The organism is Methylobacterium sp. AC832, assembly GCF_979256025.1.
In genome coordinates this window covers 1-26,449 of sequence record NZ_CEEDMV010000008.1, presented here as the reverse complement: position 1 = coordinate 26,449, position 26,449 = coordinate 1, and the positions used below count along the sequence as shown (strand labels likewise).

Below are 26,449 nucleotides of genomic sequence, written 5' to 3'. Positions count from 1 at the left end.
GACGTGCTCCCTCTCCTGGAAGGAGAGGGCGATCGCATATGGCACCACGCCGTCATTCCGGTTCGCCAGAGGCGAGCCCGGACCCGGAGGGCCGCGCCAGAGGCGTGCAATCCAGAGCCGCCGACAGTGTAAAGTCCGGCACCACTTGTGTTTCTGGATCCCGGGCTCCGCTGCGCGGACCCGGGATGACGGGGTGGTGCCAGCGGGTTTCTGACAGGCAAATCGGCATATGCGATCGCCCTGCCTGGAAGGAGAGGGCTGGGGTGAGGTGCGGTCCATCTCCGGAGAGGTCACACACCTCACCCTGTCCCTCTCCTTCCAGGAGAGGGGACCCGCGTCTCCTGTGGGATGTGTGACTATCGTAGGCCTGAGGACGGGGCGTCGGCCCGTTGACACTTCTGCTGGGCGCGCAATCGTCCTGAGATGCAGTGTCGGGCTTCACGCCCTAGCGCGCATGGTCCTGAAAGGCCTCAAGCCATGACCGAGATCCAATTCGTCGCCTTTGTGGTGACCCCGCTCCTGGCCCTCGCCGTCGGTGGGGGCGTGGCATTGTGGGCGCGCCATTGGGCGTAGGGCGCCCCCGGCCCGCCAGCGTTTGCCTGTCCGCTCAGCCGCCGAAACGTTCGGTCCTGATGCGTCCCGGTTCCAACCCGGCATCGAGGAGCAGGTCCGCCGCGTTGCCGACGAACGCGTTTCCGCCGCAGATATAGACGTGGCGCGGAGCCCCGAGCTTGCCCAACGCTTCGCCGATCATCGCCCCATCGATCCGGCGGCCACCGGCGCGCGTCAGATTGAGCATCAGGTCGAAATGCGTCTCGTCACGGGCGCGGACAACCAGTTCCTCCGCGGCGATCGCTTCATCCGCCTCTCGCACCGAGTAGAGCAGCAGGGCGGGCACCTGAGCCGCCGCTGCCGCGCGGTGGCGCAGCATCGCCAGCAGCGGCACCACGCCGGACCCGCCGCCGACGAGAAGCAGGGGGCCGCCATCCTCCGGGCGCCAGACGAACGAGCCGCCGATGGGGCCGCGCAGCTCGATCGTGTCGCCGATCTCCGCCACGGAATCGAAGAAGCCCGAGACCTCGCCTTCGGGCAGGCCCTCGATCATCAGTTCGATGGTTTCGTCCGTGCCCGGCGCCGAGGCGATGGAGTAGCTGCGCTGGGCCTGGTAGCCGTCGGGTGCCGTCAGGCGCACGTCCACATGCTGTCCGGCCAGCATCGGCCGGTCGAAAGCGGTCCGGAACCGGTAGCTCTTCACCCGCCGCGTCACCGGCTTGATGGCGAGGAGGGTGGCTTGTTGCCAGGGGAGGGGCCGCGCAGCGGGCTCAATCACCGGTGAAGCGCTGCTCACGCCAGGGATCGCCGTACATGTGGTAGCCGCGCAGCTCCCAGAAGCCGCCCTCGTCCTTATTGGTGAAGCGCAGGCCCTTCACCCATTTGGCGCTCTTCCAGAAATACAGGTGCGGCACCAAGAGCCGGGCCGGGCCGCCATGGTCGGGCTCGATCGGCTGACCCTCGTAATGGGTCGCCACCATGGCCTTGGGGCCGGCAAGATCGGCGACCGGCACGTTGGTGGTGTAATCGTCGTAGCCCTCGGCGAGCAGATAGTCCGTCGGTGCTGAGATCCCCGCCGCCGCGAGGATGTCGTCGATGCTGACGCCCTCCCAGCCGGTGTCGAACTTCGACCATTTCGTCACGCAGTGGATGTCGCCGCGCCAGGAGGTCCGGGGCAGGGCGGAGAATTCCTCCCAATTCCAGCTCTTGATGGGTCGCGAGCCCTCACGCAGGGTGAAGCTCCAGCTGTCCATGTCGATGCGCGGGTTCGGACCGATCTGAAGGACGGGAAAGTCCTGTTCGAGATACTGGCCCGGCGGAAGCCGCTCCTGCGTCGCCTCCGGTGGCCGTCGTCCCGTGAAACCGCGTGTGGCCATGCTCGTCTCCGTCGTCGCGCTTGCCGTGCGACTTCCTTCGAGCTTCAGAACCAGCGGGTCAAGCGGAGCCCTGAGACTCGCCCTCATCCTGCGGATGTCCCGGCAGGATGCCTTCGGCCACGAAGAGAATACCCTCCGGCCGGTACGAGATCTTCGCCGTGCCGTCGATTTCCTGTGCCAGAGCCCGCTCGATCAGCCGCGATCCGAACCCCTTTCGTGTCGGCACGGCCACCGGAGGACCGCCTGTCTCCTGCCAGAGAACGCGGAAGGAGAAGGACGCCGTGTCGTCGAGGAGGGTCCAGGACAGCCGGACCAGGCCGGTATCATTGGACAAGGCCCCGTATTTCACCGCGTTGGTGGCGAGTTCGTGCAGCGCCATGGCGAGCGCCAGGGCACCGCGCGGCGGCAGCCTGATCTCGCCGCCCTCGACATGCACGCGCTCCCGCCCCTTGCTCTGGAACGGGGCGAGGGCGCGTTCGGCGATGTCGGCGATGGAGGCGCTGTCCCAGGCCTCCTCGGTCAGCACATCGTTCGCCGCGGCAAGCGACACCACCCGGGCTTCGAGGGACCGGCCCGCCTCCTCCAGGGTGGGGGCGGTTCGCAGGGTCTGGCGGATGATCGACTGGATCAGGGTGAGGGTGTTCTTCACCCGATGGGTCAATTCGCCGGCGAGGAGCGAGCGATGCTCCTCCGCGTGCTTGCGTGCGGTGATGTCGAGGGAGACCCCGGCCATGCTGACGGGCGTTCCATCGGGACGGTAGACGGTCTGCCCGCGGATATGGACCCAGCGCAGGTCACCGGACGGCGTGACGACCCGGTACTCGATATCGTAATCGATGTTCTGCTCGATGGATCGGCGCATCTGCGCCTTCATCCGTTCGCGGTCGCCGGGATGGATCGCGGCGCTCATCTCGCCGTAGCTGAACGGCTCGTCGGGATCGCGGCCGAAATTCGCCCGGAAGTGGTCCGACGTGTCCAGCGTCATCGCGACGAGATCGAGGCTCCATGAGCCGATCTGGCCGGCGGTGAGCGCGAAGCGCAGATTCATCTCGCTGCGGCGAAGCGCGACGGTGCGGCGCTCAACCTCGGCCTCCAGCGCGTCGTGGTCGTTCTGCAACCGGACCAGACGGTCCTTCTCCAAAGTCACGTCGTATTGCGAGGCGAAGAAATACGCGACCTTGCGTTGGGAATCGAAGACCGGCGCGATGAGGAGGCGGTTCCAGAAGACCTCTCCGTTCTTCCGATGGTTGAGCAGGTCGATCTCGATCGGAACGGCTCTGTCGATGGCGTCGCGAATGCGGGCAACGGCCGCCGGATCGGTCTTCGGGCCCTGAAGGAACCGGCAGTTCCGGCCGAGGATCTCGTCGCGGGAGTAGCCGGTGGCGCGCTCGAAAGCGGCATTCACGAAGACGATGGGGATGTCGGGCAGGTTCGGGTCGGCGATGACCATCGGCATCCGCGTGGCCCGGAGGGCCGCCGCGAAAGGGTCCGGTCCGTCGACGGTGCGGGCGATCTCCGAGGCGATCCGCTCCTGTTCGGAAAACCGGATCACGATACGGCGCCCAGGATGGTCCAATGTCTCACGCGTTGCCTCGACCTAGAATCCGACCCGTGCGCGATGAAGCGATTCGGACATTATTCGTTGTACGCGTGAGCTAAGCTTAAGCAAGGCTTCATCTCGACTTATCTGACCGCGCTCTCGTGAAGAGTTCCCTGGCCGTTATTTCGCCTTGATTTGTGTATGTTTACATACAGAGCGCAGGGTCCTTTGACTGAAGCGGTGCTTTTTGACGAAATCGATCCTTTCAAACGCCGGGACGCTGCCCAGAACGCGGAACGCCCGCCGCGGTCGAACCGGGCGGGCGTCCTGACGATCGGTGAAAGGGCGTTCAGCAGCCCTTGGCGGCATCCGCGGCCGTGGGCTTGCCGTCCTGCTGCTTGGCGACGTCCGAGGCCGAGGTCGCGGTGTTGGCACCGACATTGTTCATGGCGCCGACCGTACCGGGCGACTCGGCCTTTGCGCCGGGGCTGACATTGCCGGTCGCGCCAGGATCGACCTTCGAGCTCTTGTCGTTCATGGCCGCCTTCCCATCCGCCGTGGAGCCGGTGGCACAGGGAGCGGCGAAAGCCATGGCGGAGCTGAGCATCACGATGGCGCCGGCGCCGATGAGCTTGGAAATCTGTCGCATCTGTTCCTCCAGGAAGTATTCCTCATGTCGTAATGGATGGCATGCGTCATTCGTTCCAATATTTTTCCGGATTGTCCCGCATCTATAAGGACAAAATTGCAGGTCGTGCGTAACGTCCGCCACCATTTCCTGCAGCGCTCTGACGGTTGTTTCGAGAATTGTTTTGCGCCGCACAAAAGCTGGTTCCATTAATGCTTTAGGGTTCGAAACCATAGTCGAATCATGCTGTTATCTGGTGATTCTTGACGTCTATCGTATCGGTCAGAACCTCGCGGAGAAGACTTGCCAGGCGTTCTACCGCTGGATTTTTCACCGCCGGCGCCGTGAGCAGCCTCAACGAGAGGGAGGGCAGAGGCGGCAGGCCCGCGTTTAAGGGATCGAGCGCCTCGAGGGACACAGGTAGGCCATGGGGCGTGCGCACGGTCAGGCCGAGCCCGGCCGAGACAGCCGCCCACAGGCCGGCGAGCCCCGGACTGCTGAACGAGATCCGCCAGGGAATGCAGGCCGCGTCGAGCGCTTCGAGGGCCGCGTGCCGGAAGATGCAGGGCGATCCGAACAGGATCAGCGGGAGTGGACGGTCCGCGCTCTGTACGATGCCGTGGCGTGGCCCGATCCAGGCCATCGGCAGGGTTCCGATGACGGTGCCATCCCGCTCGACGCCATCCTCGTCCCAGAGGAGGGCGAGGTCGAGCTCCCCGGCCTCCAGGCAAGGGCGCAGGATGGCGTTTCGATCCACATGGGCGTCGATCCTGACGCCGGGATGCAGGCGCGCGAAACGTCCGAGCGTCTCCGGCAGCCAGGTCTCGGCGAAATCCTGCGGCAGGCCGATGCGAACGCTGCCCGTGAGGGCCGGCGAGCCGAGGGCGCTCACGGCGGCATCGTTCAGGTCGAGCAATCTGCGGGCATAGCCCAGCATCATCTCGCCCGCCTCGGTGAGGACGAGCCCGCGCCCATGCTTCTGCACGAGTTGCTGGCCGACCTGATCCTCGAGTTTGCGCAATTGCAGGCTGATCGCGGAAGGCGAACGGCCGAGACGCGAGGCGGCCTTGGCGAAGCTGCCGAGATCGATCCCGACCACGAAGGACCGCAACACGTCCATATCGAGGTTGACCGGCACGATCATTGAGGTTTTCCGAACGGACGCTTCAGAATTACGAGATTTTCCAAATCATCTTGAGGGGTCATCATTCGACCGTCAATCGCGGAGCGTCCGCGATCCGAAGGGGAGGAAGACCTGATGCCGTTCGTGAATGTGAAGATCGCCGGTCCGGCCATCGCTGCGGAGCAGTTCGACAGCCTGCATCGCGGCGTGACGGAGCTGATGGCCGGGGTGCTCGGCAAGAACGCCGACCTGACGTCGGTGCTGGTGGAAGAGGTGCCGCTGCAGGCATGGCAGGTGGGAGCCCGGCCGCTGGGCTGCGCCGCGCATATTCAGGCGGCAGTGACGGCGGGCACCAACGATGCCGAACAGAAGGCCCGCTTCATCGCGGAGGCCAATGCCCTGCTGCATCGGGTGCTGGGGGATGGGTTGCCGCTGGCGACCTACGTGGTGGTCCAGGAGATCGCGGCCGAGTCTTGGGGCTATGACGGCCTGACCCAGGAACACCGGCGGCCGGCGCGCTGAGATTCGGCGGGCCGGATGGTACGGGTTCGGACAATCGGCATATTGCCGAGGTCGTTCGGGCGACGTTCACCTGTGTCATCCTAGATGAGCACGGTAGAGGCCTTTGCCGGCCTTACTGTCGCGTCGAACGGGACCGTGGGGGCATTCCAGTGTCCGTCGGCCGCGTCACTCGCGGCGTAGGACACTCGAGAAGTGATGTCTGCAGCCCCGTGAAGATCGCCCTGCTCGCCCACCTCAAATATCCCATCGCCCAGCCCTTCTCGGGAGGGCTCGAGATGCACACTCATCTGCTCGCGAGCACCCTGCGTGCCCGCGGGCACAGCGTGACGCTCTACGCCTCCGAAGGGTCGGATGCGCGCGGATGCCTGAAGGCGGTCTGCCCGCCCACCGGCAGCGCCGTCGACGACGAATCCGCCCTGCGGATCGACCGCGCCGAGCTCGCCGCCTACGAGGCGATGGTGGCGGATGTGGCGCGCGGCGACTTCGACATCATCCACAACAACAGCCTGCATTACCTGCCGTTGCTGCGCGCCCGCGATCTCGGCGCGCCGATGGTGACGGCGTTGCACACGCCGCCCTTCGAGCCCTTCGTGCGCGGCGTGAAGGCGCGGGCGGACGACATGACCTTCGCCGCCGTTTCGGAATCCCTGGCGCGCGAGTGGCTGCCGCTCATCGACGAGCCGCTGGTGATCGGCAACGGCATCGATCTCGACGCCTTCGCCTATTCGCCCGTCCCCAAGGGCGAGCCCCATGCGATCTGGATGGGACGCCTCGTCCCCGAGAAGGGGCCACATCTGGCCATCGATGCCGCCCGTGTCGCCGGCATCCCCCTGAAATTCGCCGGTCCGCAGAGCAACCGCGCCTATTGGGACGCCGAGATCGCGCCCCGCCTCGGCCCGGACATCACCTATCTCGGCCATCTCGGCCATGCCGAACTCGCCCGCCGCGTCGGCGAGGCGCATGTGGCCCTGTGCACGCCGCGCTGGGAAGAACCGTTCGGCCTTGTGCTGGCGGAGTTCCTGGCTTGCGGCACGCCGGTCGCGGCCTTCGCGCGCGGCGCCATCCCCGACATCCTGGACGAGACGTCGGGCGTTCTCGCCGTCGCCGACGATCCGGTGGATCTCGGCCGTGCACTCGCCCGCGCCATCCGCCTCGACCGGCACGATTGCCGCCGCCGGGCCGAGCACCTCTTCGACGCCGACACCATGACCGACCGCTACGAGGCGATGTACCATGCCGAAATCCGCCGCTGGTCGACCCCCGTCTCCGTCCGTCCGGTCCCGGCCGGCGCTCGCGCATCGCTTCTCGACAATGCGTAACGACCCGCTCTCCCTCAGCCGGGCCGTCGTCTGCGTTCCCGCCCGCAACGAAGCCGAGGTGCTGCCGCGCCTCGTGCGCTCCCTGGACCGGCAGATCGGTTCGGGAGACGGCGCGCTGCTGCGGGTCGTGATCCTGGCCAATAACTGCACCGACGCGACGGTGTCGCTGATCCGCGAGATGGAGCGCAACGGCGAGACGCGCCATCTCGATCTCCGGGTGATCGAAGCCGTGGTGCCGCGTGAGGTGGCCCATGTGGGCACCGCGCGCCGGATGGCGCTCGATGCGGGGGCCGACTGGCTGGATTCCGACGGCGTCGAGGATGCCGTTCTTCTCAGCACCGACGCCGACGCCGTCGCCGCGCCCGACTGGGCTCGAGCCAATCTGGTGGCCCTGGAACATTCCGAACTCGTGGGCGGCCGTCTCGTCATCGAGACGGAGGAGAGCGAGAACCGGGACCCGGAGATCCACGCACTCCATCGCCGGATCGAACAATACTGGGTCGCGGTACGCGCCCTCGAAGAGGCCATCGATCCGCCGGCCCACGATCCGGCGCCCCGCCACGGCGACCATGTGGCGGCGAGCCTCGCCCTGCGTGCCGCGCTCTACCGCGAGGTCGGCGGGTTGCCCGCGATTCCCTGCGGTGAGGACAACGCCCTGGTCGCCAAGGTCCGCCTCGCGGGCGGCCGCGTGCGCCATTGCCCCCATGTCTCGATCTCGGTGTCCGATCGCGGCACCGGCCGCGTCACCGGCGGGATGGCCACCGAGATGGCTCGCCGCGCCCGCGTCGTCGCCGGCGAGGAGGAGTATCGCCTTCCGCCCGCCAGCCACTGGCTCGCCGTGATCGAGCGCCAGCGCGCGTTCCGCCTCGCCTGGAGCGCCAAGGGCGGCCCTGAAGCCGGATTGCGCGCGCTTGGCGTCTCGGCGGAGGACATCGCCGCCATCGAACCGGGGACCTGCGTCAACGCCATCGCTTTCGCCGAGCGCGTGGGAGAGCGGGTCGGCGAGATCGGGCCGGAGCCGGCCCATGTCCCCCTCGACGAGGCCATCGCGGGGCTCGATGCCCTGCTCGCCCGGCTTATCGACAGGCGCACGGCGCGCGTCGCGTGAGTGAGGCGGCGGCGCACCGGCGTCCCGTCGGCTACTACGTCCACCATCAGGGCGCCGGTCACTGGCAGCGCGCGAATCTCATCGCCGCCCGCCTGGACCGGCCCGTGACCCTCATCGGCACCTTCGCCGAGATCGACACTTCGCGCGCCAACGGCGCGATTCTCGACCTGCCCGACGACCGCCTCACCGGCTTCGACGGTCAGGACGGCGAGGCGATCCGGCCGGACTGCTTTCATTATGTCCCTGTGGGGATCGATCGCATCCGCGCCCGGATGGGGATGCTCGCCGCCTGGATGGCCGAGCACGATCCGGCCCTGCTCATCGTCGACGTGTCGGTGGAGGTGACGCTCCTCGCGCGTCTCCTATCGGTGCCGACCCTGGTGGTGCGCCTCGCTGGGAACCGCACCGACATTCCGCATCTCGAAGGCTTCCGCTCGGCGGAGCGCCTGCTCGCCTTCAACCCGCCCGAGATCGAGACGGCCGGAACGCCGGACTGGGTGAGGGCAAAGACCCTCTATGCCGGCTTCCTGGCCGATGCCCCCAAGGCGGGCGCGTCGGAAGACGGCTCCATTGCGGTGATCTACGGGCGAGGCGGGGCCGGCGGCTCGGTCTCCGACCTCGCGGCCGCCGCGCGTGCCGTGCCCGACCGGCACTGGCACGTTCTCGGCCCGGTGGAGGCCCCGACCGCCGATCTCCCGCCGAACCTGCATCTCCACGGCTGGGTCGCCGAGACCGGCCCCTATCTCGACCGCGCCGCCCTCGTGGTCGGTGGTGGCGGCGACGGCGTCGTCGCGGCGGTAGCGACGCGGGCGAAGCGCTTCCTCTGCCTGCCGGAACCCCGCGCCTTCGATGAACAGACGGCGAAAGCGGAGGCTTTGGCGAAACTCGGCGCGGCCATCGTCCGCCCGGCATGGCCGGACGCCACGGACTGGCCGGCTTTGATTCAAGCGGGCCTCGCCCTCGATCCGGCCGTGATCGGCGGGTTGGTCCAGGCCGACGCCATCGGTCGCACGGTTGCGATCATCGAAGAGGTCATTCAGGAGATCGAGCGCCGCCGCGCGCGGAGGGTCTAGTGCCTGTTTGATCTGTTATTCCAAGCCTTCACCTCATCCTGAGGTGCCGCGGAGCGGCCTCGAAGGAGCCCTCCAGGGATCGCATCGGCCTCTGGAGCCCTCCTTCGAGGCCTCCGCTATGCTCCGGCGCCTCAGGATGAGGTGGACGGGTCGGATAAACCGGTTCTCGACGTCCGAGAGAGAAGTCTGCACCGCTTCTTCGCGCAAACATCTAAAAAGGCCGGTCCAGCGGCACCCGCGCGGCTTCCATCTCGTCCGATGTCGGCATGCGCAGGATCGTCGGCGCCTTGCGCCAATTCGGCGGCAGCAATCCCAACCGCGCGAAGGCATCGAGCCAGCCGTCCATGGGCCAGAGCCCGTGCCGGGCATGGAAGCGGGTGGCGTTGGCGATGATGTCGGCGAAATGCTGGAGCGGCGGGTCGAAGGCCCCGTGATACTGGTGGTAGGCGTGGCCCCCGGCACTGAACAGGATCGGGATGCCGGCGGCATCGGCCCGGAAGGCGAGGTCGGTATCCTCGGCGCCGTAGCCGTCGAAGGCTTCGTCGAACCCGCCGATCCGGTCGAAGGTCGTGGCCCGGACGCCGAAGGCGAGGGACCAGAACAGGCCGGGATTGTCGGTGCGGGACAAGCCCGTCGCCGGGAAGCTCCGCACCGGATGGGTATGGCCCGACGCGCGCAACCCCGCCTCGGTCCAGCCATCGTCGACGGCCCGCGCCGGCAGGTAGCTCACCTCGCAGCAGATCAGCCCGTCGGCTAGCCCGAGATCCGCGTCGAGGCTCGCGACGAGATCGGCCGAGGGAATGCAATCCACATCGAGGAAGATCAGATGATCGCCGCAAGCCGCGCGGCGTCCGGCGTTGCGGGCCCGGGCGAGCGGCAGACCTCCGCTCGGCAAGTCGATGCGGCGGATGGGAAAGCCGTGATCGGGGAGGGGGGCGGGGTTCGCCCCCATTTCCACCACGATGCATTCGGCCGGATGCGTTCCCCGGCCGAGACCTTCGAGAAGGCGCGCCAGATGCGCGTCGCGGCCCTTGTTCAGGGTGATGACAGTCGCGCTCACGCGGCGTCCGCCGGCATCGCGACGAAGATCTCGTAGGGGCCGAGGAAGCGCGCGATCATCTCCGGCGCGAGGCGAAAACCCGTCGGGTCGTCGGAGATGAGGTCGGTGGTCTGCGAACGATGCGCCGCCACGGCCCGCGCCTTCGCCGCCACATGCGCGCTGACATCGAGGCGGTAGCCTGCGGGAGGCGCGCCGACCTCCGTGCCCTGCGGCAGGGTCCAGCCCCAGACCGGATAGGCGAAGGCCTTCGTCGCGCCGAGCTTCGGCTGGGCGAGCCGCACGATGGCGGCTGCCGCCTGATGATCGCAATGGGGATCGTGCGCCCAGGTCACGCAGACCGCGCCGGCCCCGCTCTCTTTGGCCACGGACGCCACCACATCCGCCGCCGCCTGCGCTTCGGGGCCGCTGCTCGGCACTCCCGCATCGGGCAGGCGCAGGAACGTGACGTTGGCGGGCGCGAGGCCCAGCGCCGCCACCGCTTCCAGCGTCTCCTCCTCGCGCAGCGCCCGCAGGCGGAGCGGTGGATAGAGGGCGGAATGGGTATGCGAGCCGCAGCCGTCACTGACGATGACGAGCCGCACCTCGCGCCCCCGCGCGCAGGCCTCGGCGATCAGGCCGCCGCATCCGAGGCTCTCGTCATCCGGATGCGGGGCGACGACGACGAGCCCGCCACCATCGGTGAGGGCATCGAGACCCGCCACGGGGAGATTCTCGGCGGCGGTGAGAAAGGCGTCGGCATGCATGGAAGCGAGTAGTCCCTGTGAAAGGATGGCAGCGCCATCGCCATGATTGTCCCAACCCGTTCCCTGTCACCACGGCATTCACCGATTTCGCGGGCAGCGCGGCTCTCCTCCCCACAAGGGGGAGAGGGACGCGGTCATCCTGAAACATCAGATGGGTGAATGCCGCAGCTATGAGGGGGATTGGGCGGGACCTCCGTAGCGAAGATCAGTGGAGTGTATCGACCGAACCGGAATGTCGCCTGAACAAGTCACGCCGCGCCGTAGCGGTCGTTGAGGCTCGCGGCGAGGCCGTCGGCGAATTTCGCGGCGGCCACGGGCAGCATCCGCCCACGCAGCTGGCCGAGAATCAGGGTCATGGGGGAGAGGTCGCGTTCGTCGATGGGCCGGCTGACGAGGCGGTGGTCATTGGGGATGCCGCTCGGCACCTGCAGGCTCACCACATCCTCGCGCAGGGCGAGGTTGCGCAGGAATTCGAGCGAGCTCGATTCGACGGCGGGGCGAAACGGCGTTCCCCGGCGCGCCAGCGCATCGTCGAGATGATGGCGGATCGCCAGCGACCGGTCGGGCAGGGCGAGCGGATGGGTGAGGCATTCGCGCAGCCGGACGGGCCCTTCCTCCTGGGCCAGGGGGTGCGAGGCGCGCATCACCACGCAGAGCGTCTGCCGGCAGGTGAACAAAGCGTGGAGATCGACCGACGGCGGCGGCTGCAGCACGAGGGCGAGGTCGGCCTCGAAGGAGACGAGGGCCGCCACCGCCTGGGCATGGTCGCGCACCTGGACGGTGAACGAGACGAGGGGGAAGCGCGCCCGGTAGGCCCGGACCTCGTCAGGCACGATCTGGTTCACGAAAGCCTGGCTGCAGGCCAGCGCCACATGTCCACGCCGCACGCCGGACAGGTCGGCGATCTGCGAGCGGACCCGCTCCATATCCGACACCTGATCCCGGATATGACGCACCAGCAACTCGCCGGCCGCGTTCAGCCGCATGCCCTGCGCCAGCCTCTCGAAGATCGGCGTCCCGAGTTCGTATTCGAGGTCCTGGATCTGCCGCGTGAGCGCCGAAGGCGCGATGTTCAGGGCCTCCGCCGCCCGGCGGATCGAGCCCCGCCGGGCCACGTCGGACACGTAGGTCAGGGTACGCAGATGCTTCATGGAGCCCGTTCGATCGGATGTCTCAGCGAATGCTCATGCCGAAGTCGATTATCCAAGCCGACCACCTCATCCTGAGGTGCCCGCGTCAGCGGGCCTCGAAGGAGGCCTCCAGATGCGGCGGCGATCCCTGGAGGGCTCCTTCGAGGCCGCTCCGCGGCACCTCAGGATGAGGTTCAGGCCTTGGATAAACTACTCAAACATGCTTGCGGCGGACGATCACTAAGACGCGGTAACCAACTACTCCGCGTGTTGCGATTTTCGCAACACCATCGTCGATAACCAGCACTCGTTTGCAACGGCATCCCGACATACCCTCTCCGGGTTCACATCATGTCGGAGCCGGCTCAGATGATTCGTCGTCGCACCTTCCTCGCCGGCCTCGGGGCCGGCCTCGTCGCCGCACCGTCGGTGCTGCGGGCCGAGACGCCCATCGTGATCCGGATGGGATCGCTGAAGCTGATCCATTCCATCGCGCCGTATTTCTACGCCCAGTTCGCGCCGCCCGGCGTCACCGTGGAGGTGATCCCGTTCGAGAGTCCCACCGAGTGCAAGAACGCGGTGGTGACGAAATCGGTGGATTTCGGAACGTTCGGGATCGCCGCCGGCACCCTGGGCGCCGCGGCCGGTGAGCCCATCGTCGTCATCGCCTCCACCTGCAATCGCGGCATGGCCATCATCGCCAAGACCGGGTCGGGCATCCAGAAGGTCGCCGACCTCAAGGGCAAGCGCGTGGCGATCTGGCCCGGCTCGACCCAGGAGGTCTTCGCCCTGGAGCGCATGCGGATGGAGGGGGTGAGCGTGAAGGACATCACGCCGGTCCGCATCTCCTTCAGCGAGATGCACATCGCCCTCGCACGCGGTGACGTCGACGCCTATGTCGGCGCGGAGCCCGCCCCCGGCGTCAGCCTCTCCACGGGAATCGGCACACTGGTCGAGTATCCCTACGGCACCGAGATGGGCTCCCTCAACATGGTGTTCGGCGCCCATCGCGACACGCTGGCCGAGCGGCCGGAGGTGGTGAAGACCATGCTGGAGATCCACCGCAAGGGGTCGGATTTCGCGCAAGGGAATCGCGACGCCACCGTGGCGATGGCGGTGCAGAAGCTCGGCCAAAAGCGGGAGGCCATCGAGCTCTCCGTACCCAATGTCGAATTCAAGTGGAAGCTCGGCGAGACCGAAGTGAAGCAGGCCAAGGCCTATTCCGAGCACATGCTGGCGGCCCGGCAGATCAAGCGCCTGCCCGACTTCTCCAGCTTCATCGATACCCGCTTCGTCGATGCGATGAGGGATTCGTGAGCGCGCCGGCGGTTTCCGCCCCGGCGGTGCAGGAGGTCGCGACGCGCCGCGCGCTTCCGAGCTTCGCGAGCCTCAAGCAGGCGCTGCTCGCCCTCGCCCTGCCGGTGGCGATGGGCATTGCCTGGCATCTGCTCACGGTCGGCAAACCCTACAGCCTGATCCCGCCGCCCGCGGAAGTCTGGATGGCGATGGTGGATCTCGCCATCGGCGGACCGGAGGGTGATGCCTTCAGCGGCACGCTGCTCTCGCATCTCACCGCCTCGCTCGCCCGCGTCTTCGGCGGGTTCAGCCTCGCGGCCCTGGCGGCGGTGCCCCTCGGCCTGCTCATCGGCCGGGTTCCGCTCATGCGCCAGATCCTCGACCCGACCCTGCAGATCCTGCGCCCGGTGCCGGTGACCGCCTGGCTTCCGCTGGCGATGATCCTGTTCGGCCTGGGCCCGCGCTCGGCCTATTTCCTCGTCTTCCTCGGCGCGTTCTACCCGATCCTGGTCAACACCATTTTCGGCGTGCGCTCCGTCGAGCCGCGCCTGTTCGAGGCCGCCGCCATGCTCGGCTGCCGGGGGTCGGCGCAGTTCGCCCGCGTGGTGCTGCCGGCGGCACTTCCCTCGATCTTCACCGGTCTGCGCCTCGGCCTCGGCTTCGCCTGGGTGGTGATCGTCGTCGGCGAGATGACCGGCGTTCCCACCGGCCTCGGCGCGATCATCATGGAGGCCCGGCAACTCTCGCGCACCGAGATCGTGATCTGCGGCATGATCGTGATCGGCGTCGCCGGCTTCGTCTGCGACCGGGCCGTGATGCTGATCGGCCAGCGCCTCCTCGCCTGGAGCCCCTCACATGGCTGAGCCCACCGTGCCGATCCTCGACATTCGCGGCGTGTCGAAATCCTTCGCCGTCCAGGGCCGCACGGTACAGGCTCTCAGCGGCGCCAACCTCTCCGTGGCCAAGGGCGAGTTCATCTGCCTGCTCGGCGCTTCGGGCTGCGGCAAGTCCACCTTGCTCCGCATCGTTGCCGGGTTCGAGACGGCCACCGGCGGCGAGGCGCTGATGTGGGGCAAGCCCATCGAGGGACCCGGCCCGAGCCGGGGCATGGTGTTCCAGGATTACGGCCTGTTCCCCTGGCTCACCGTGCGGGACAATATCGGCTTCGGCCCGAAATCGCGCGGCCGGCCGGCGGCGGAAATCCGCGATACGGTGGAGCGCTACATCGCCCTCGTCGGGCTACAGCGTTTCGCCGACGCCTTTCCGCACCAGCTCTCCGGGGGCATGAAGCAGCGGGTCGCCATCGCGCGTGTACTGGCCAACGATGCCGAAATCGTCCTCATGGACGAGCCCTTCGGGGCACTCGACGCCATGACCCGCGAGCGGCTGCAGGACGAGCTCCTCGACCTGTGGAGCCGCACCGGGTTGACGGTCCTGTTCGTGACCCATGCCATCGAGGAGGCGATCTTCCTCGCCGATCGGGTCGTGGTCATGTCCCCGAGCCCAGGCCGGATCGACGCGATCCACACCATCGACCTCGCCCGCCGCCGGGACGTGTCGAGCCCGGCCTTCAACGATGTGCGCCGGATGCTCTCGGCCCAGCTCCACAGCCACCACGCCCCCGTGGCCGCATGAGCAGCGCGGCGTCGCGATCCGGCGACTGGCGCCGGATGGACCGCGAGACCCTGAGCCGCGCCTACGACAACACCCGCGCCGTCGCCGACAGCGCCGCGCGACTGTCCGGTTGGCGTGCCCGGAGCGCCGCGTTTCGCGCGCTCCACCCCCACACGCTCGACCTCCCCTATGGGCCGGCTGAGCGAAACCGGATCGACCTGTTCCGAAGCGGGGCGGAGGATGCGCCGCTCCTCGTCTTCATCCATGGAGGCTATTGGATCCGCAATACGCGCCAGGATTTCGCCTGCATGGCCGAAGGACCGTTGCATCACGGTCTCGATGTGGGATTGGTGGGATATACCCTGGCGCCCGATGCCAGCCTCACCGAGATCGCCGCCGAGATCCGGGCGGCGCTGCGCTTCCTGCGCGACCGGGATGAGGGGAGGGGGCGCCGGCGCCTCGTCGTCTCGGGCTGGTCGGCCGGCGGCCACCTCGCGGCGCTTGCCATGGCGTGGCCCGAGGTCGATGCGGGCCTCGCCATCAGCGGCGTCTTCGATCTGGAGCCGATCCGGCACACCGAGCTCGACGACCGGCTGCACCTCACCGATGCGGAAATCGAGGCCCTCTCGCCGATCCGGCAGGTTCCGCATTCGGAAAAGCCCCTCGCCATCGTGTGCGGATCGAACGAATTGCCCGAATTGCGACGGCATTCCGCTGATTACGACCGTGCGTGGCGGTGCGCCGGGAACGCGTCACGCTTCGTCGAACTGCCCGGCCACGACCATTTCTCGATTCTCGACGAGCTTATCCGCCCCGACGGCGCGCTGACGGCCCTCGCCGTGGAGCTGGCCGGGAAGGGCCCGTAGCGCTCCTCTCGCCGTGCCTAAGCCGGCCCGTCACTCCGAACTTTCGCCGCGCAGGCACGCCTCCTGAGCCTCGCCCGCTCGCCGCGCGCTCCTCGCATGGCGTCCGATGACGGCTTCCCCCTTCTTCGCTGCGAGCAGGTCAGGGTCGCCCCAGCGCGCCAGCATGGCCTGAAATGCCTCGTGCCGCTCGCGCCGAAAGGGAATTCTCCCCCCGGCACTGTCCCTGCAGGGATGAGGTGGGTGGATTGCGCCGCAGGGCACCCAGCCGGGCGGGATCGGAGCCGTGGCGGGATGGGTCCGGCCGAGCCGCAGGATGTTCGGCAGGAGATGGGTCCTCGGGCCGACCGGGGCCGATCCCGCTTCGATGCGGATGGGCGAGAACACCTCGATCCGCCCGATTCGGGTGACGAAGACGCGATGAGGACCGGCGGCGACGAGCTGAGCGGCGATGGGATCGCCGGGTCCGAAAAGACCCCCTCCGGCGGCCCTTCTAAGCAGTGCGATCGTCCCGGGATCGTTCGTCCGAATACAGGCATCGACAGCGAGTAGGTTTAGACCGAGATCGAACACTATACCATCGCGATCCTCGGGTCTTGCAGCATGATGATCGGGGCCGAGTTCGGTGATGACCGACCGTCTATTCATGGCGCAGGCATCATCGGGCAGGCATAGGGCCACGGCATGACTCCAGCCGAAGGCGAATCCTGTTTCGTAAGCCAGTGGTCGACAGTCGGCGTCTGGGTCGAGGGCGATGGCTCCCCGTGCCGTGGTCAGACCCATCCGTGCGTCCGGCAGGGGTCGCGCTTCTTCAGCCGGGTCCCGGAGAAAGCTCGCGACCGCGCCGAAACTGCCGAAACTCCAAGTCGTAGAGGGATCTTCGAGCGCCTTCGCCATCAGATCCATGACGGGGCTCCCGAAGGTTGCGCCCGGTGAGCGCCTTGTCGTGAGAAACGCGTCGGTGAGTAGCTCCATCGCAGCAGATTACCGGGGCGGAGCGTCGTGCGCGAGACGCGATCACAGGCGGCACTGAAATTGCTGCGGACCCGACGCGTTCGCCCTCGCCGGGCGCTTCCCAACGTCGTCTCGACCGGGCAGTCTCTCGGCCTGATCATTCATGGATTTCGAGGATGGACCTGAATTCAGTCGGCGCCGTCGCCACGCCGAGGACTCGCCTCGACTTGGCCGATTGGCAGGACGGCGATGCGTGGCTGGCCGGTGGGACGTGGCTGTTCTCCGAGCCCCAGCCGCATACGCGCCGGCTCGTCGATCTTTCCCGGCTCGGCTGGCAAGCACTTGAGGTGAGTGAGCGTGGCCTTTCCATCGCCGCGACTTGCACCATCGCCGACTTGTTTCGTCTCGATCTGCCGGTGTCCTGGCGCGCGTCGCCGCTCTTCGCGCAATGCTGCCGGGCGCTGCTCGGATCGTTCAAGATCTGGAACATGGCCACCGTGGGAGGCAACATCTGCCTCGCGCTGCCGGCCGCGCCGATGATCGCGCTCGCCACGGCCCTGGAGGGCATCTGCCTCGTCTGGACGCCGGAGGGGGCGGACCGTGAGGTCGCCATCGTCGACCTCATCGTCGGCGCGCAATGCAATGCCCTGGCGCCCGGAGAAATCCTCCGGCGCATCGATCTTCCTGTGGCCGCGCTGGAACGCCGGACCGCGTTCCGCCAGATCTCCCTAAGCCCCAATGGACGTTCCGGTGCCCTGTTGATCGGTACCCTGGACCGAGGCGGTTCTTTCGCTCTGACCATCACGGCCTCGACGCGTCGCCCGCTGCGCCTGGTCTTCCCCGCGCTGCCGGATGAGGCAGCGCTTATCGCTGCCATCACCGAAGCGGTGCCAATGGCGATGTACCATGACGACGTTCACGGCGCGCCGGATTGGCGGCGGCACATGACCTTCAGCCTCGCCGAAGAGATCAGGCGCGAATTCGAGAATGAGACTCCGGCATGATCCTGCACGTCAACGGCCAGGAGCAGGCTGCATCGCCACGGCCCGGCCAATGTCTGCGCACGATGTTGCGCGAACTCGGCTGGTTCGGGGTCAAGAAGGGTTGTGATGCCGGAGATTGCGGCGCCTGTACGGTCCATCTCGACGGCGAGCCGGTCCATAGCTGCCTGCTGCCCGCCTTCCGCGCCGAGGGGCGCCGCGTCACCACGATCGAAGGGCTGGCTGGGTCCTGCAAACCGGACCTCGGTGAGACGGCGGGATTACACCCGATGCAGCAGGCTTTCCTCGACGCCCAGGGGTACCAGTGCGGCTTCTGTACCCCCGGCATGATCATGACCGCATCGGTCTTGGATCAGGGGCAAAGGAGCGATCTCGCCACCGCGTTGAAGGGTAATCTCTGTCGCTGCACCGGATATGGCGCCATCGCCGACGCCGTCGCGGGGGTGGCGCGCGTCGAACGCCTCGCGGATGGTGACGGCGAGCCGTGCGGGCGCAGCATCCCGGCCCTGGCGGGGAGGGGAATCGTCTCGGGTGATGCCGCCTTCACCTTCGATCTGGCCGTGCCCGACCTGCTCGATCTCAAGGTGCTGCGCTCGCCCCATGCCCATGCGCGAATCTTACGGATCGACAGGGCGGCTGCTCTGGCCGTGCCGGGTGTCGTCGCCATCTTCACGCATGAGGATGTGCCGGCGAAGAGCTTCTCCACCGGGCGGCATGAAAATCCCCTCGACGACGCAGCGGATACGCGGATTCTCGATCCGATTCTGCGCTTCATCGGCCAGCGGGTCGCGGCCGTCGTGGCCATCAGCGAGGAAGCGGCGGAGGCTGGTTGTGCGGCGCTCCTCGTCGATTACGAGATCCGCGATGCGGTGCTCGATCCAGACGAGGCCATGCGACCCGGCTCACCCCTGGTCCATGACAGTGCCGACCAGCCCGGAGAGGATGCGCCGCCTCGCCTCCCTCATCCTAATCTCGCTGCAGAGGTACATGGCGAGGTCGGCGACGTCACGGCGGGTTTCGCAGAGGCGGACCTGATCCATGAGGCGACCTATCACTCCCAGCGCGTGCAGCACGCCCATCTCGAGACCCATGGGGCCCTCGGCTGGCGCGATGAGGACGGCCGCCTCGTCATCCGCTCCAGCACCCAGACGCCGTTCCTCACCCGCGATGCGCTGGCCGACCTCCTCGAGCTTGAGCGCGACTCGGTGCGGGTGCTCTGTGGCCGGGTCGGCGGCGGCTTTGGCGGCAAGCAGGAGATGTTGACTGAAGATCTCGTGGCGCTCGCCGTTCTCGCAACCGGTCGCCCGGTCAAATGGGAGTTGACCCGTCAGGAGCAGTTCAGCGCCACCACGACACGCCACCCGATGCGAGTGGCCGTAAAGATGGGTGCCCGCCGGGACGGCACTCTGACGGCGATCGCGCTGAATGTGGTCTCCAATACCGGCGCCTACGGCAACCATGCCGGCGGGGTGATCCATCATGGCTGCAACGAGGTGATCGGCGTCTATCGCTGCCCCAACAAGCGTGTCGACGGATATGCGGTCTATACGCATACTCTGCCGAGCGGCGCGTTCCGGGGCTATGGCTTGAGCCAGACCATCTTCGCGGTGGAATCGGCCATGGACGAACTGGCCCGCGGCCTTGGCCTCGACCCGTTCGAGATGCGCCGCCGCAACGTCGTGCGCCCCGGCGATCCGATGGTGTCGAACAGCCTCGAACCGCACGACGTGGAATACGGAAGCTACGGCCTCGATCAGTGCCTCGATCTCGTCGCAGCCGCCATGCGCGAACTCGCCCCGGCGGACATTCCTTCCGCTGATTGGCTCGTCGGCACAGGGATGGCCCTGGCGATGATCGACACGATCCCGCCGCGCGGGCATTTCGCCGAAGCGCGAATCGCGGTTCGAGCGGACGGGACCTACGCTCTCGATGTCGGTACCGCCGAGTTCGGTAACGGGACGACTACAGTTCATGCGCAGATTGCGGCCTCCGCCCTCGGCACGATCCCGGACCGCATCTCCCTTTGCCACGGCGACACCGACCGCATCGGCCACGACACCGGTGCTTATGGATCGACCGGTATCGTGGTGGCCGGGCAGGCGACGTTGAAAGCCGCACTCGCGCTGGCGCAGGTCCTCCGCGAGGCTGCCGCCGAGAGGGGAGGGGGGGCTCCCGAGCAATACCGTGTACACCGCGACGGCGTCTCGAGCACGTCGGGGGATATTGGCTTCTCGGACCTCCTTTCGGATGGCCCCATCGTGCGCAGGGGCAAGGCAGATGGCTCGCCCCGCTCCGTCGCCTTCAACGTCCAGGGTTTCCGGGTCGCAGTGCACCGCTCGAGCGGCGAAGTGCGCATCCTCGATAGCTTTCATGCCGCCGATGCCGGCCGGGTCATGAACCCGATGCAATGCCGTGGGCAGATCGAGGGTGGCGTAGCCCAAGCGATCGGTGCGGCCTTGTACGAGGCGGTGCGCATCGATGACGAGGGGCGTGTGGTCACGCAGACGTTCCGCAACTATCACATCCCAGCCTTCGCCGATGTACCCCGCACCAAGGTCTTTTTTGCCGACACCTACGACCGCATTGGCCCGCTCGGCGCGAAATCCATGAGCGAGAGCCCGTTCAACCCGGTTGCTCCGGCACTTGCCAATGCCATCCGCGACGCGACGGGTGCACGGCTCACCGCGACCCCGTTTGCGCCGGACCGTATCTACCTGTCGGTGATGGAGGCGGTAGAGCATCGGGACAGCCCGGTATAACATCGGCCATTTGCCGACGATTTCGTACCGGTGAAGAGAGCTGCGCCCAACCACGTTTGGTCGAGTGCAGCTGTTGAATGTTTTTTGCTACGCTCTTCTTCGCCGAAGCGACTTATACTTAGGCGGGAAGTTTTCAGAGAACCGTTTCGATCAGCCCGAGACGCTTGGCTTCGTCAGCTTCGATGTACCAATTGTACGGCGCTTTCTCGATGACCTCGTCGAGGGTGACATTCGAGCCGGCTACGAGGTTGGCGAAACCCTCGTTCTGAATCTCGATGGAGGTCTCGATCTCGTGCAACGTCGCTTTTAGGCTGGCGATGCATGTGGTCAGCGGGCCGTGGATCTCGAGGGTTTTCGCCATCTTGCGTTCATGAATCATGAGCCGCGTCCCCCGCGTGAGATAGCGGTTGGGGCGGGCGAAGAAGCTCATGAGGGTCGTGCCGGCGGAGTAGATCGCGGCCTTTCCGAGGAAGACAAGGCGACGGTGAGGCGTGACCTCGCTAGCGAAGCGGATATCCTCGCCCATCATACGGGCTACTTCGGGGTCGCCGCCGAGGGTCGTGAGTTCGACCACCACAAGATCGCGCTCGCAGGCGGCGTCGAACTGGCGACGGAAGTCCTTGTACATCGCATTGTCGACCGGGCCCGACAGCAGGATGGCGGGGGCCTTGAAATCCGGGGCGGAAAGAGGCGAAGTGTCCATTGTCGATCCTTGGCCGGGCTGCGCGGGGAGCGGTCTCCCGCAGGACTCATGCCCGGCTCTTGTCCGATCAGAATCCCCAATCCCGCAGGCAGTTGCGGTGACGGCGAAAAATCGCGGGTGGGGCGGTGAGGCCATCCGCACGTCCCGGCGACGGATCTGGACTTTTCAGCCCACCAAGCCTATATCGAGCCTGCGTTTGATGACCGGTTCGTAATAACGTTTCAGGACCCGGAGGGCAGTACTCCGGCGCCTCCACCAAAAGCGCATCGTGATGCGTTTCTGATGGGGGCGAAATAGGATCGACTGGGCGGTAAAGGGATCGCGAGAGCGTCGGTAAGGACTCGACCGGTTTGGCGCAGGTAACCCCTGTTCCAAATATTTGGCCAAAACTCTAAATGCCAACGATAACGTTGTCATGGATGCCCGCCTCGCGGCGTAAGCATCTTGCGGTAGGGTAACCGTCGAAACAGAACCCGGGGCTTCGGCCCCGGGACCCACTTTTTCTCACTCATTTGATGAATATCAGTCAGCCGCGGCACTGCCGTTTTCGGCTCTATTGTCGTATGTTTGTCGCATAGATCTCCCATGCAAGATTTCAGCGTCAGACCGTCCGGCACGTCACAACAATTCCTGCTGCGTGTTCGTGCCAGCAGGTCATGTGTGCGTACGCACATTCGTGCTCTAGAACTTTTCCAAAGCGTTGCTGTCTGGTGTGCCTGCGCTAATTCGCATCATCAGGGAAAGCTGTTGACCATTGAGCGTTTGCCGGAGGCTAGTCGAAGCTTCGCGAAGACTTCCGCGACATGGCTCAACGGAATTTTATGTCTATGGCTCAGGCTCGGAGAACGCCATGCATGGCACTGAAGACCTCGAACTCAACCGGCGCGATCTGATGGCAGGAGCATCAGCCTGTGCCGTCGCCGTTGCCTGTCCCTCCGCCGCGTGGGCTGCTTCTCGCGATGCGTCAGGCCCCGTCATGTCCAAGGTTTCGCTGACCGTGAACGGAACGGCCCACGAAATCGACCTCGATACTCGTACGACCCTCCTCGACGCCGTGCGCGAGCACCTTCACCTGACGGGTGCAAAGAAAGGGTGCGACCACGGCCAATGCGGGGCGTGCACGATGATCGTCGACGGCCGACGCATCAATTCCTGCCTGACCCTGGCGGTGATGCACCAGGGCGATACCGTCACCACCATCGAAGGATTGGGGAAGCCTGACGAGTTACATCCGATGCAGGCAGCCTTCATCAAGCATGACGGCTACCAATGCGGGTTCTGTACGCCGGGCCAGATCTGCTCGGGCATTGCGGTCCTCGATGAGATCAAGGCTGGCATCCCAAGTCATGTCGCCGCTGATCTCACCGCGACCGCTTCATTCACCACTGACGAGATCCGCGAGCGTATGAGCGGCAACATCTGCCGCTGCGGTGCTTACTCCAACATCGTCGATGCCATGTCCGAAGTTGCGGGGAGGCAGGCATGAAGTCTTTTACGTATGAGCGGGCAACATCACCGGCCGAAGCCGCTGCGTCCATCACGCGCGTCCCCGGCGCGAAGTTCATCGCCGGCGGCACCAACCTCCTGGACTTGATGAAATTACAGGTGGAGACGCCCACCCACCTCGTCGACGTCAACGGCTTGGCTCTCGATACGATCGAGCCGACGGAGGAGGGGGGCTTACGGATCGGCGCCTTGGTGCGCAACACCGATCTGGCGGCCGACATGCGGGTGCGGCGCGGTTACGCCGTGCTGAGCCGGGCTCTTCTGTCCGGTGCCTCGGGCCAATTACGGAACAAGGCGACCACGGCCGGCAATCTGCTTCAGCGAACCCGCTGCCCCTACTTTTATGACACTGCGCAGCCCTGCAACAAGCGCCAGCCTGGAAGCGGTTGCTCCGCCATCGGCGGTATCAGCCGCCAGCTGGCAGTGGTCGGTGCCAGTGAAGCCTGTATCGCCACGCATCCCGGCGACATGGCCGTGGCCATGCGGGTCCTCGACGCTCATGTCGAGACGGTGAACGGTGAGGGAGTTACCCGGACGATCCCCATCGCCGCGTTTCATCGCAATCCGGGAGACACGCCGCAGATCGAGACGAGCCTGCAGCCCGGCGAACTCATCACCGCTGTCACGCTCCCCAAGCCGGTGGCGGGGACGCATATCTACCGCAAGGTCAGGGACCGCGCCTCATACGCGTTCGCTTTGGTCTCCGTGGCGGCCGTTATCCAGCGCGACGGAAGCGGGCGCGTGGCAATCGGTGGTGTCGCTCCGAAGCCCTGGCGTGACGAGGCCGCCGAAGCGGAGCTTCCGAAGGGAGCGAAGGCCGTGACGGACCGTCTGTTCGCGGATGCGAGGCCGACTGACGACAATGCCTACAAACTGAAGCTGACCGAGCGCGCACTTGGCGCCGTCCTGACCGAAGCGAGGGCCTGAACCATGAAGTTCGACACTCCTGCGGGTCGGAACCCGATTGACGAACTGAAGGTGGTGGGCAAGCCCACGGACCGGATCGACGGTCCGTTCAAGACGACGGGCAGGGCGCAATACGCCTACGATTGGTACGATCCGAAGTCGAAGGCAGCCTATGGCTATGTCATCGGCGCGACCATCGCAAAAGGGCGGATCAATGCGATGGATCTGAGCGCTGCCAAGGCGGCACCCGGTATCCTGGCTATCGTTACCGCTGAGAATGCCGGCCCCCTCGACAAGGGCAAGCTCAACGCCGCCAAGCTTCTGGGTGGCCCGGAGATCGAGCATTACCATCAAGCCGTAGCACTGGTGGTGGCCGAAACCTTCGAGCAGGCGCGCGCAGCCGCAGCGCTCGTGCGGGTGGACTACACCGAGACCGAGGGCGCCTTCGATCTTGCGGCGGTGAAGGACACCGGGAAGCCGGAGAAGCTCGCGAGCGCGCCCTCTGATACATCGATCGGTGATTTCGAGGGGGCTTTCTCGGCGGCGCCCATCCAGCTCGATGCTACCTACACGACACCCGACCATGCTCATGCGATGATGGAACCGCATGCCTCCATCGCCTCCTGGGACGGCGACAGCCTCACCGTCTGGACCTCGAACCAGATGATCGATTGGGGGACGCGGGACCTCGCTCTGACCCTGCGTATGCCGAAGGAGAAGGTCCGCCTCATCTCCCCCTTCGTGGGCGGCGGGTTCGGCGGCAAGCTGTTCCTGCGTTCGGAGGCTGTGATGGCCGCCTTGGGCGCGCGAGCCGCCAAGCGACCGGTGAAGGTCGCCCTGACGCGGCCGCTTACGTTCAACAACACGGTTCACCGCCCCGCTACGATTCAGCGTATCCGGCTCGGCGCGACGCCGGACGGGACGATCACGGCGATCGGCCACGAAAGCTGGTCCGGCAACTTGCCCGGCGGCAAGCCGGAGGCTGCGGTGCAGCAGACCCGCCTGCTCTATGGCGGCGCCAACCGCATGACCCAGACCCGCCTCGCCATGCTCGATTTGCCGGAGGGCAATTCCATGCGCGCGCCCGGTGAGGCTCCAGGCCTGATGGTGCTCGAGATCGCCATGGACGAGATGGCCGAGCGCATCGGGATCGATCCGGTGGAGTTCCGTATTCGCAACGACACGCAGGTCGATCCCGAGAAGCCCGAGCGCCGGTTCTCCCAGCGCAGCCTCGTCGAATGCCTGCGCCAGGGTGCTGCAAAGTTCGGGTGGGACAAGCGGATCGCGAAGCCAGGTCAGGTCCACGAAGGACGCTGGCTCGTCGGGATGGGTGTCGCTTCCGCATTCCGCAACAACATCAACGTCAAGTCCGGCGCGCGTGTTCGCCTCGACGATCGAGGCGTCGTGACTGTCGAGACCGATATGACCGATATCGGCACCGGCAGTTACACGATCATCGGCCAGACGGCCGCCGAGATGATGGGATTGACCCTCGACAAAGTCGTGGTTCGACTTGGAGATTCGGCCTTCCCAGTCTCTTCGGGCTCTGGTGGCCAGTTCGGCGCGAACTCTTCGACCTCGGGCGTGTACGCCGCCTGCGTTAAGCTGCGCGAGGCAGTCGCACGGGCGCTTGGCGTCAACTCGGACGATGCCGTATTCGCGGATGGATATGTCCGCTCCGGAAACCGTTCGGTGCCCCTCGCGGATGCGGCGAAAGCTGGGGAGCTCGTCGCCGAGGATACGATCGAGTTTGGTGGCGATCTCTCGAAGACCTATCAGCAATCGACGTTCGGAGCCCATTTCGTAGAGGTCGGTGTCGATACAAGCACTGCCGAGATCCGGGTCAGACGCATGCTCGCGGTCTGCGCCGCAGGGCGTATCCTCAATCCGAAATCGGCGAGGAGCCAGGTCATCGGCGGTATGACGATGGGCGTCGGTGCGGCGCTGGTGGAGGAACTCGCCGTCGACACACGGCGCGGTTTCTTCGTCAACCACGACCTCGCGGGTTACGAAGTACCGGTCCATGCCGACATACCGCACCAGGAGGTGGTTTTCCTGGATGAGACCGATCCGATCTCCTCGCCGATGAAAGCCAAAGGCGTTGGCGAACTCGGGATCTGCGGTGTCGCCGCGGCGGTGGCAAACGCGGTGTACAACGCAACCGGCATACGAGTCCGGGATTATCCGGTCACGCTGGACAAGCTCATCGACCAAATGCCCGACGCTGCGTAGCGCTCTCGAAGGCGTGCGATCCGCGCGCCTTCGTCTCACTCAATGACAAGGCGCGCCGACGTAAGCCGGCGGCCCAGCCGCCGAGCTGCGCTCGGGAGCAATTTTCCCAGAAATAGCAGAGCGTTATCGAGCCTTGCCATGTCCTTGTTTCATGGGATTGTCGCGAAAGTTTCAGTGTCCTGTCATTTTGGCATTGACGAGAGTGAGGGGTGGGTCTAGAAGCCTGTTCATCGGCGGCGGCCAGCGGGGACTTCGGTTCGGCGGGCGGCTGTTGTGTCTTCTGGGCACTGATGGATGGATGATCTGGCTGGTTGGCTGGGTGATCTGTTGTTTTTGTTGTCTGGGTGTTGGTTTTGGTTGTCTGGTTTTGCTGGATGGCTGGGGTTGACAGGGAGTTTTGGGTGGCTTAGACGGCCCCCACCGCTGAGGCGCTCCACCGGA

Annotated in this window: 23 protein-coding genes and 1 other RNA gene; 14 read left to right on the top strand and 10 right to left on the bottom strand. The window is 66.2% G+C overall.

From position 1 onward, the window contains the following. Nucleotides 1-607 precede the first annotated feature (607 nt). From AC0IXR_RS21135 to AC0IXR_RS21115, 5 genes are all read right to left on the bottom strand, one after another. Entirely contained in the window at nucleotides 608-1,330 is a 723-nt protein-coding gene (locus AC0IXR_RS21135) for an FAD-binding oxidoreductase (RefSeq protein WP_471762146.1), read from the bottom strand. Continuing rightward, the gene (locus AC0IXR_RS21130) at nucleotides 1,323-1,928 is read right to left on the bottom strand and encodes a sulfite oxidase-like oxidoreductase (RefSeq protein WP_471762033.1); all 606 of its coding nucleotides are present in this window, start codon (nucleotides 1,926-1,928) and stop codon (nucleotides 1,323-1,325) included. Before AC0IXR_RS21130 ends, AC0IXR_RS21135 begins: the two co-directional genes overlap by 8 nt. A gap of 58 nt (nucleotides 1,929-1,986) precedes the next feature. Continuing rightward, nucleotides 1,987-3,480 carry an HWE histidine kinase domain-containing protein gene (locus tag AC0IXR_RS21125; protein ID WP_471762032.1) on the bottom strand — a complete coding sequence of 498 codons (1,494 nt, stop codon included), beginning with the start codon at nucleotides 3,478-3,480 and terminating at the stop codon, nucleotides 1,987-1,989. 337 nt (nucleotides 3,481-3,817) lie between these two features. Then, nucleotides 3,818-4,117 carry a hypothetical protein gene (locus AC0IXR_RS21120; protein ID WP_471762030.1) on the bottom strand — a complete coding sequence of 100 codons (300 nt, stop codon included), beginning with the start codon at nucleotides 4,115-4,117 and terminating at the stop codon, nucleotides 3,818-3,820. 220 nt (nucleotides 4,118-4,337) lie between these two features. Continuing rightward, the gene (locus AC0IXR_RS21115) at nucleotides 4,338-5,240 is read right to left on the bottom strand and encodes a LysR substrate-binding domain-containing protein (RefSeq protein WP_471762029.1); all 903 of its coding nucleotides are present in this window, start codon (nucleotides 5,238-5,240) and stop codon (nucleotides 4,338-4,340) included. Between the two features lie 114 nt (nucleotides 5,241-5,354). On the opposite strand from AC0IXR_RS21115, the gene AC0IXR_RS21110 reads away from it, so the two are divergent. The 4 genes from AC0IXR_RS21110 to AC0IXR_RS21095 all read left to right on the top strand — a co-directional run bounded on the left by AC0IXR_RS21110 (nucleotide 5,355) and on the right by AC0IXR_RS21095 (nucleotide 9,241). Next, nucleotides 5,355-5,741 carry a tautomerase family protein gene (locus tag AC0IXR_RS21110; protein ID WP_471762028.1) on the top strand — a complete coding sequence of 129 codons (387 nt, stop codon included), beginning with the start codon at nucleotides 5,355-5,357 and terminating at the stop codon, nucleotides 5,739-5,741. A 209-nt stretch (nucleotides 5,742-5,950) separates the two neighbouring features. Continuing rightward, on the top strand, nucleotides 5,951-7,060 hold the full coding sequence (locus AC0IXR_RS21105; RefSeq protein ID WP_056425992.1) for a glycosyltransferase family 4 protein: 1,110 nt from the start codon (nucleotides 5,951-5,953) through the stop codon (nucleotides 7,058-7,060). After that, nucleotides 7,053-8,168 (top strand): glycosyltransferase family 2 protein, encoded by a 1,116-nt coding sequence (locus AC0IXR_RS21100; protein WP_471762026.1) that lies wholly within the window; start codon nucleotides 7,053-7,055, stop codon nucleotides 8,166-8,168. Before AC0IXR_RS21105 ends, AC0IXR_RS21100 begins: the two co-directional genes overlap by 8 nt. Next, nucleotides 8,165-9,241, top strand: coding sequence for a glycosyltransferase (locus tag AC0IXR_RS21095; protein ID WP_471762025.1), 1,077 nt, complete (start codon nucleotides 8,165-8,167; stop codon nucleotides 9,239-9,241). Before AC0IXR_RS21100 ends, AC0IXR_RS21095 begins: the two co-directional genes overlap by 4 nt. A 211-nt stretch (nucleotides 9,242-9,452) precedes the next feature. Here the strand turns inward: AC0IXR_RS21095 and AC0IXR_RS21090 are convergent, their stop codons facing one another. From AC0IXR_RS21090 to AC0IXR_RS21080, 3 genes are all read right to left on the bottom strand, one after another. Then, a complete protein-coding gene (locus tag AC0IXR_RS21090) occupies nucleotides 9,453-10,301 on the bottom strand; it encodes a glycosyltransferase family 2 protein (RefSeq protein ID WP_471762023.1) in 849 nt (282 codons plus the stop codon). Continuing rightward, the gene (locus AC0IXR_RS21085; protein ID WP_471762022.1) at nucleotides 10,298-11,044 is read right to left on the bottom strand and encodes a PIG-L deacetylase family protein; all 747 of its coding nucleotides are present in this window, start codon (nucleotides 11,042-11,044) and stop codon (nucleotides 10,298-10,300) included. The genes AC0IXR_RS21090 and AC0IXR_RS21085 overlap by 4 nt, the downstream gene beginning before the upstream one ends. 248 nt (nucleotides 11,045-11,292) lie before the next feature. Next, nucleotides 11,293-12,195, bottom strand: coding sequence for a LysR family transcriptional regulator (locus AC0IXR_RS21080; protein ID WP_471762021.1), 903 nt, complete (start codon nucleotides 12,193-12,195; stop codon nucleotides 11,293-11,295). A 348-nt stretch (nucleotides 12,196-12,543) separates the two neighbouring features. Between AC0IXR_RS21080 and AC0IXR_RS21075 the strand changes: the two genes are divergently transcribed. The 4 genes from AC0IXR_RS21075 to AC0IXR_RS21060 are packed head-to-tail and all read left to right on the top strand — an operon-like array spanning nucleotide 12,544 to nucleotide 15,950. Beyond that, the gene (locus tag AC0IXR_RS21075; protein ID WP_056426233.1) at nucleotides 12,544-13,491 is read left to right on the top strand and encodes an ABC transporter substrate-binding protein; all 948 of its coding nucleotides are present in this window, start codon (nucleotides 12,544-12,546) and stop codon (nucleotides 13,489-13,491) included. Then, nucleotides 13,488-14,333: an ABC transporter permease gene (locus AC0IXR_RS21070; RefSeq protein ID WP_471762019.1), complete on the top strand. Its 846-nt coding sequence runs from the start codon at nucleotides 13,488-13,490 to the stop codon at nucleotides 14,331-14,333. Before AC0IXR_RS21075 ends, AC0IXR_RS21070 begins: the two co-directional genes overlap by 4 nt. Beyond that, a complete protein-coding gene (locus AC0IXR_RS21065) occupies nucleotides 14,326-15,105 on the top strand; it encodes an ABC transporter ATP-binding protein (protein WP_471762018.1) in 780 nt (259 codons plus the stop codon). The genes AC0IXR_RS21070 and AC0IXR_RS21065 overlap by 8 nt, the downstream gene beginning before the upstream one ends. Continuing rightward, complete coding sequence (locus AC0IXR_RS21060; RefSeq protein ID WP_471762017.1) at nucleotides 15,102-15,950, top strand: alpha/beta hydrolase; 849 nt, start codon at nucleotides 15,102-15,104, stop codon at nucleotides 15,948-15,950. Before AC0IXR_RS21065 ends, AC0IXR_RS21060 begins: the two co-directional genes overlap by 4 nt. 30 nt (nucleotides 15,951-15,980) lie before the next feature. Here AC0IXR_RS21060 and AC0IXR_RS21055 read toward each other — a convergent pair whose 3' ends face one another. Beyond that, nucleotides 15,981-16,853, bottom strand: a complete 873-nt coding sequence (locus AC0IXR_RS21055; RefSeq protein WP_471762016.1) for a DUF6925 family protein — start codon at nucleotides 16,851-16,853, stop codon at nucleotides 15,981-15,983. A 224-nt stretch (nucleotides 16,854-17,077) separates the two neighbouring features. Here AC0IXR_RS21055 and AC0IXR_RS21050 point away from each other — a divergent pair, with 224 nt between their 5' ends. Together AC0IXR_RS21050 and AC0IXR_RS21045 are read left to right on the top strand one after the other, a co-directional pair. After that, nucleotides 17,078-17,905 (top strand): FAD binding domain-containing protein, encoded by an 828-nt coding sequence (locus AC0IXR_RS21050; RefSeq protein WP_471762015.1) that lies wholly within the window; start codon nucleotides 17,078-17,080, stop codon nucleotides 17,903-17,905. Continuing rightward, the gene (locus AC0IXR_RS21045; protein WP_471762013.1) at nucleotides 17,902-20,661 is read left to right on the top strand and encodes a molybdopterin-dependent oxidoreductase; all 2,760 of its coding nucleotides are present in this window, start codon (nucleotides 17,902-17,904) and stop codon (nucleotides 20,659-20,661) included. Before AC0IXR_RS21050 ends, AC0IXR_RS21045 begins: the two co-directional genes overlap by 4 nt. Nucleotides 20,662-20,794: 133 nt before the next feature. Here AC0IXR_RS21045 and AC0IXR_RS21040 read toward each other — a convergent pair whose 3' ends face one another. Further along, complete coding sequence (locus AC0IXR_RS21040; RefSeq protein WP_056425959.1) at nucleotides 20,795-21,364, bottom strand: ClpP family protease; 570 nt, start codon at nucleotides 21,362-21,364, stop codon at nucleotides 20,795-20,797. Nucleotides 21,365-21,517: 153 nt separating this feature from the next. Between AC0IXR_RS21040 and ssrA the strand changes: the two genes are divergently transcribed. The 4 genes from ssrA (at nucleotide 21,518) to paoC (ending at nucleotide 26,008) form a co-directional block, all read left to right on the top strand. Beyond that, nucleotides 21,518-21,845: a transfer-messenger RNA gene (gene ssrA, locus AC0IXR_RS21035) on the top strand. Nucleotides 21,846-22,214: 369 nt separating this feature from the next. Continuing rightward, nucleotides 22,215-22,850 carry an aldehyde dehydrogenase iron-sulfur subunit PaoA gene (paoA, locus tag AC0IXR_RS21030; RefSeq protein WP_207411736.1) on the top strand — a complete coding sequence of 212 codons (636 nt, stop codon included), beginning with the start codon at nucleotides 22,215-22,217 and terminating at the stop codon, nucleotides 22,848-22,850. Then, nucleotides 22,847-23,797: an FAD binding domain-containing protein gene (locus AC0IXR_RS21025; RefSeq protein WP_420604714.1), complete on the top strand. Its 951-nt coding sequence runs from the start codon at nucleotides 22,847-22,849 to the stop codon at nucleotides 23,795-23,797. Before paoA ends, AC0IXR_RS21025 begins: the two co-directional genes overlap by 4 nt. A gap of 3 nt (nucleotides 23,798-23,800) precedes the next feature. Beyond that, nucleotides 23,801-26,008 carry an aldehyde oxidoreductase molybdenum-binding subunit PaoC gene (gene paoC / locus AC0IXR_RS21020; RefSeq protein ID WP_471762012.1) on the top strand — a complete coding sequence of 736 codons (2,208 nt, stop codon included), beginning with the start codon at nucleotides 23,801-23,803 and terminating at the stop codon, nucleotides 26,006-26,008. Nucleotides 26,009-26,449: the final 441 nt, after the last annotated feature.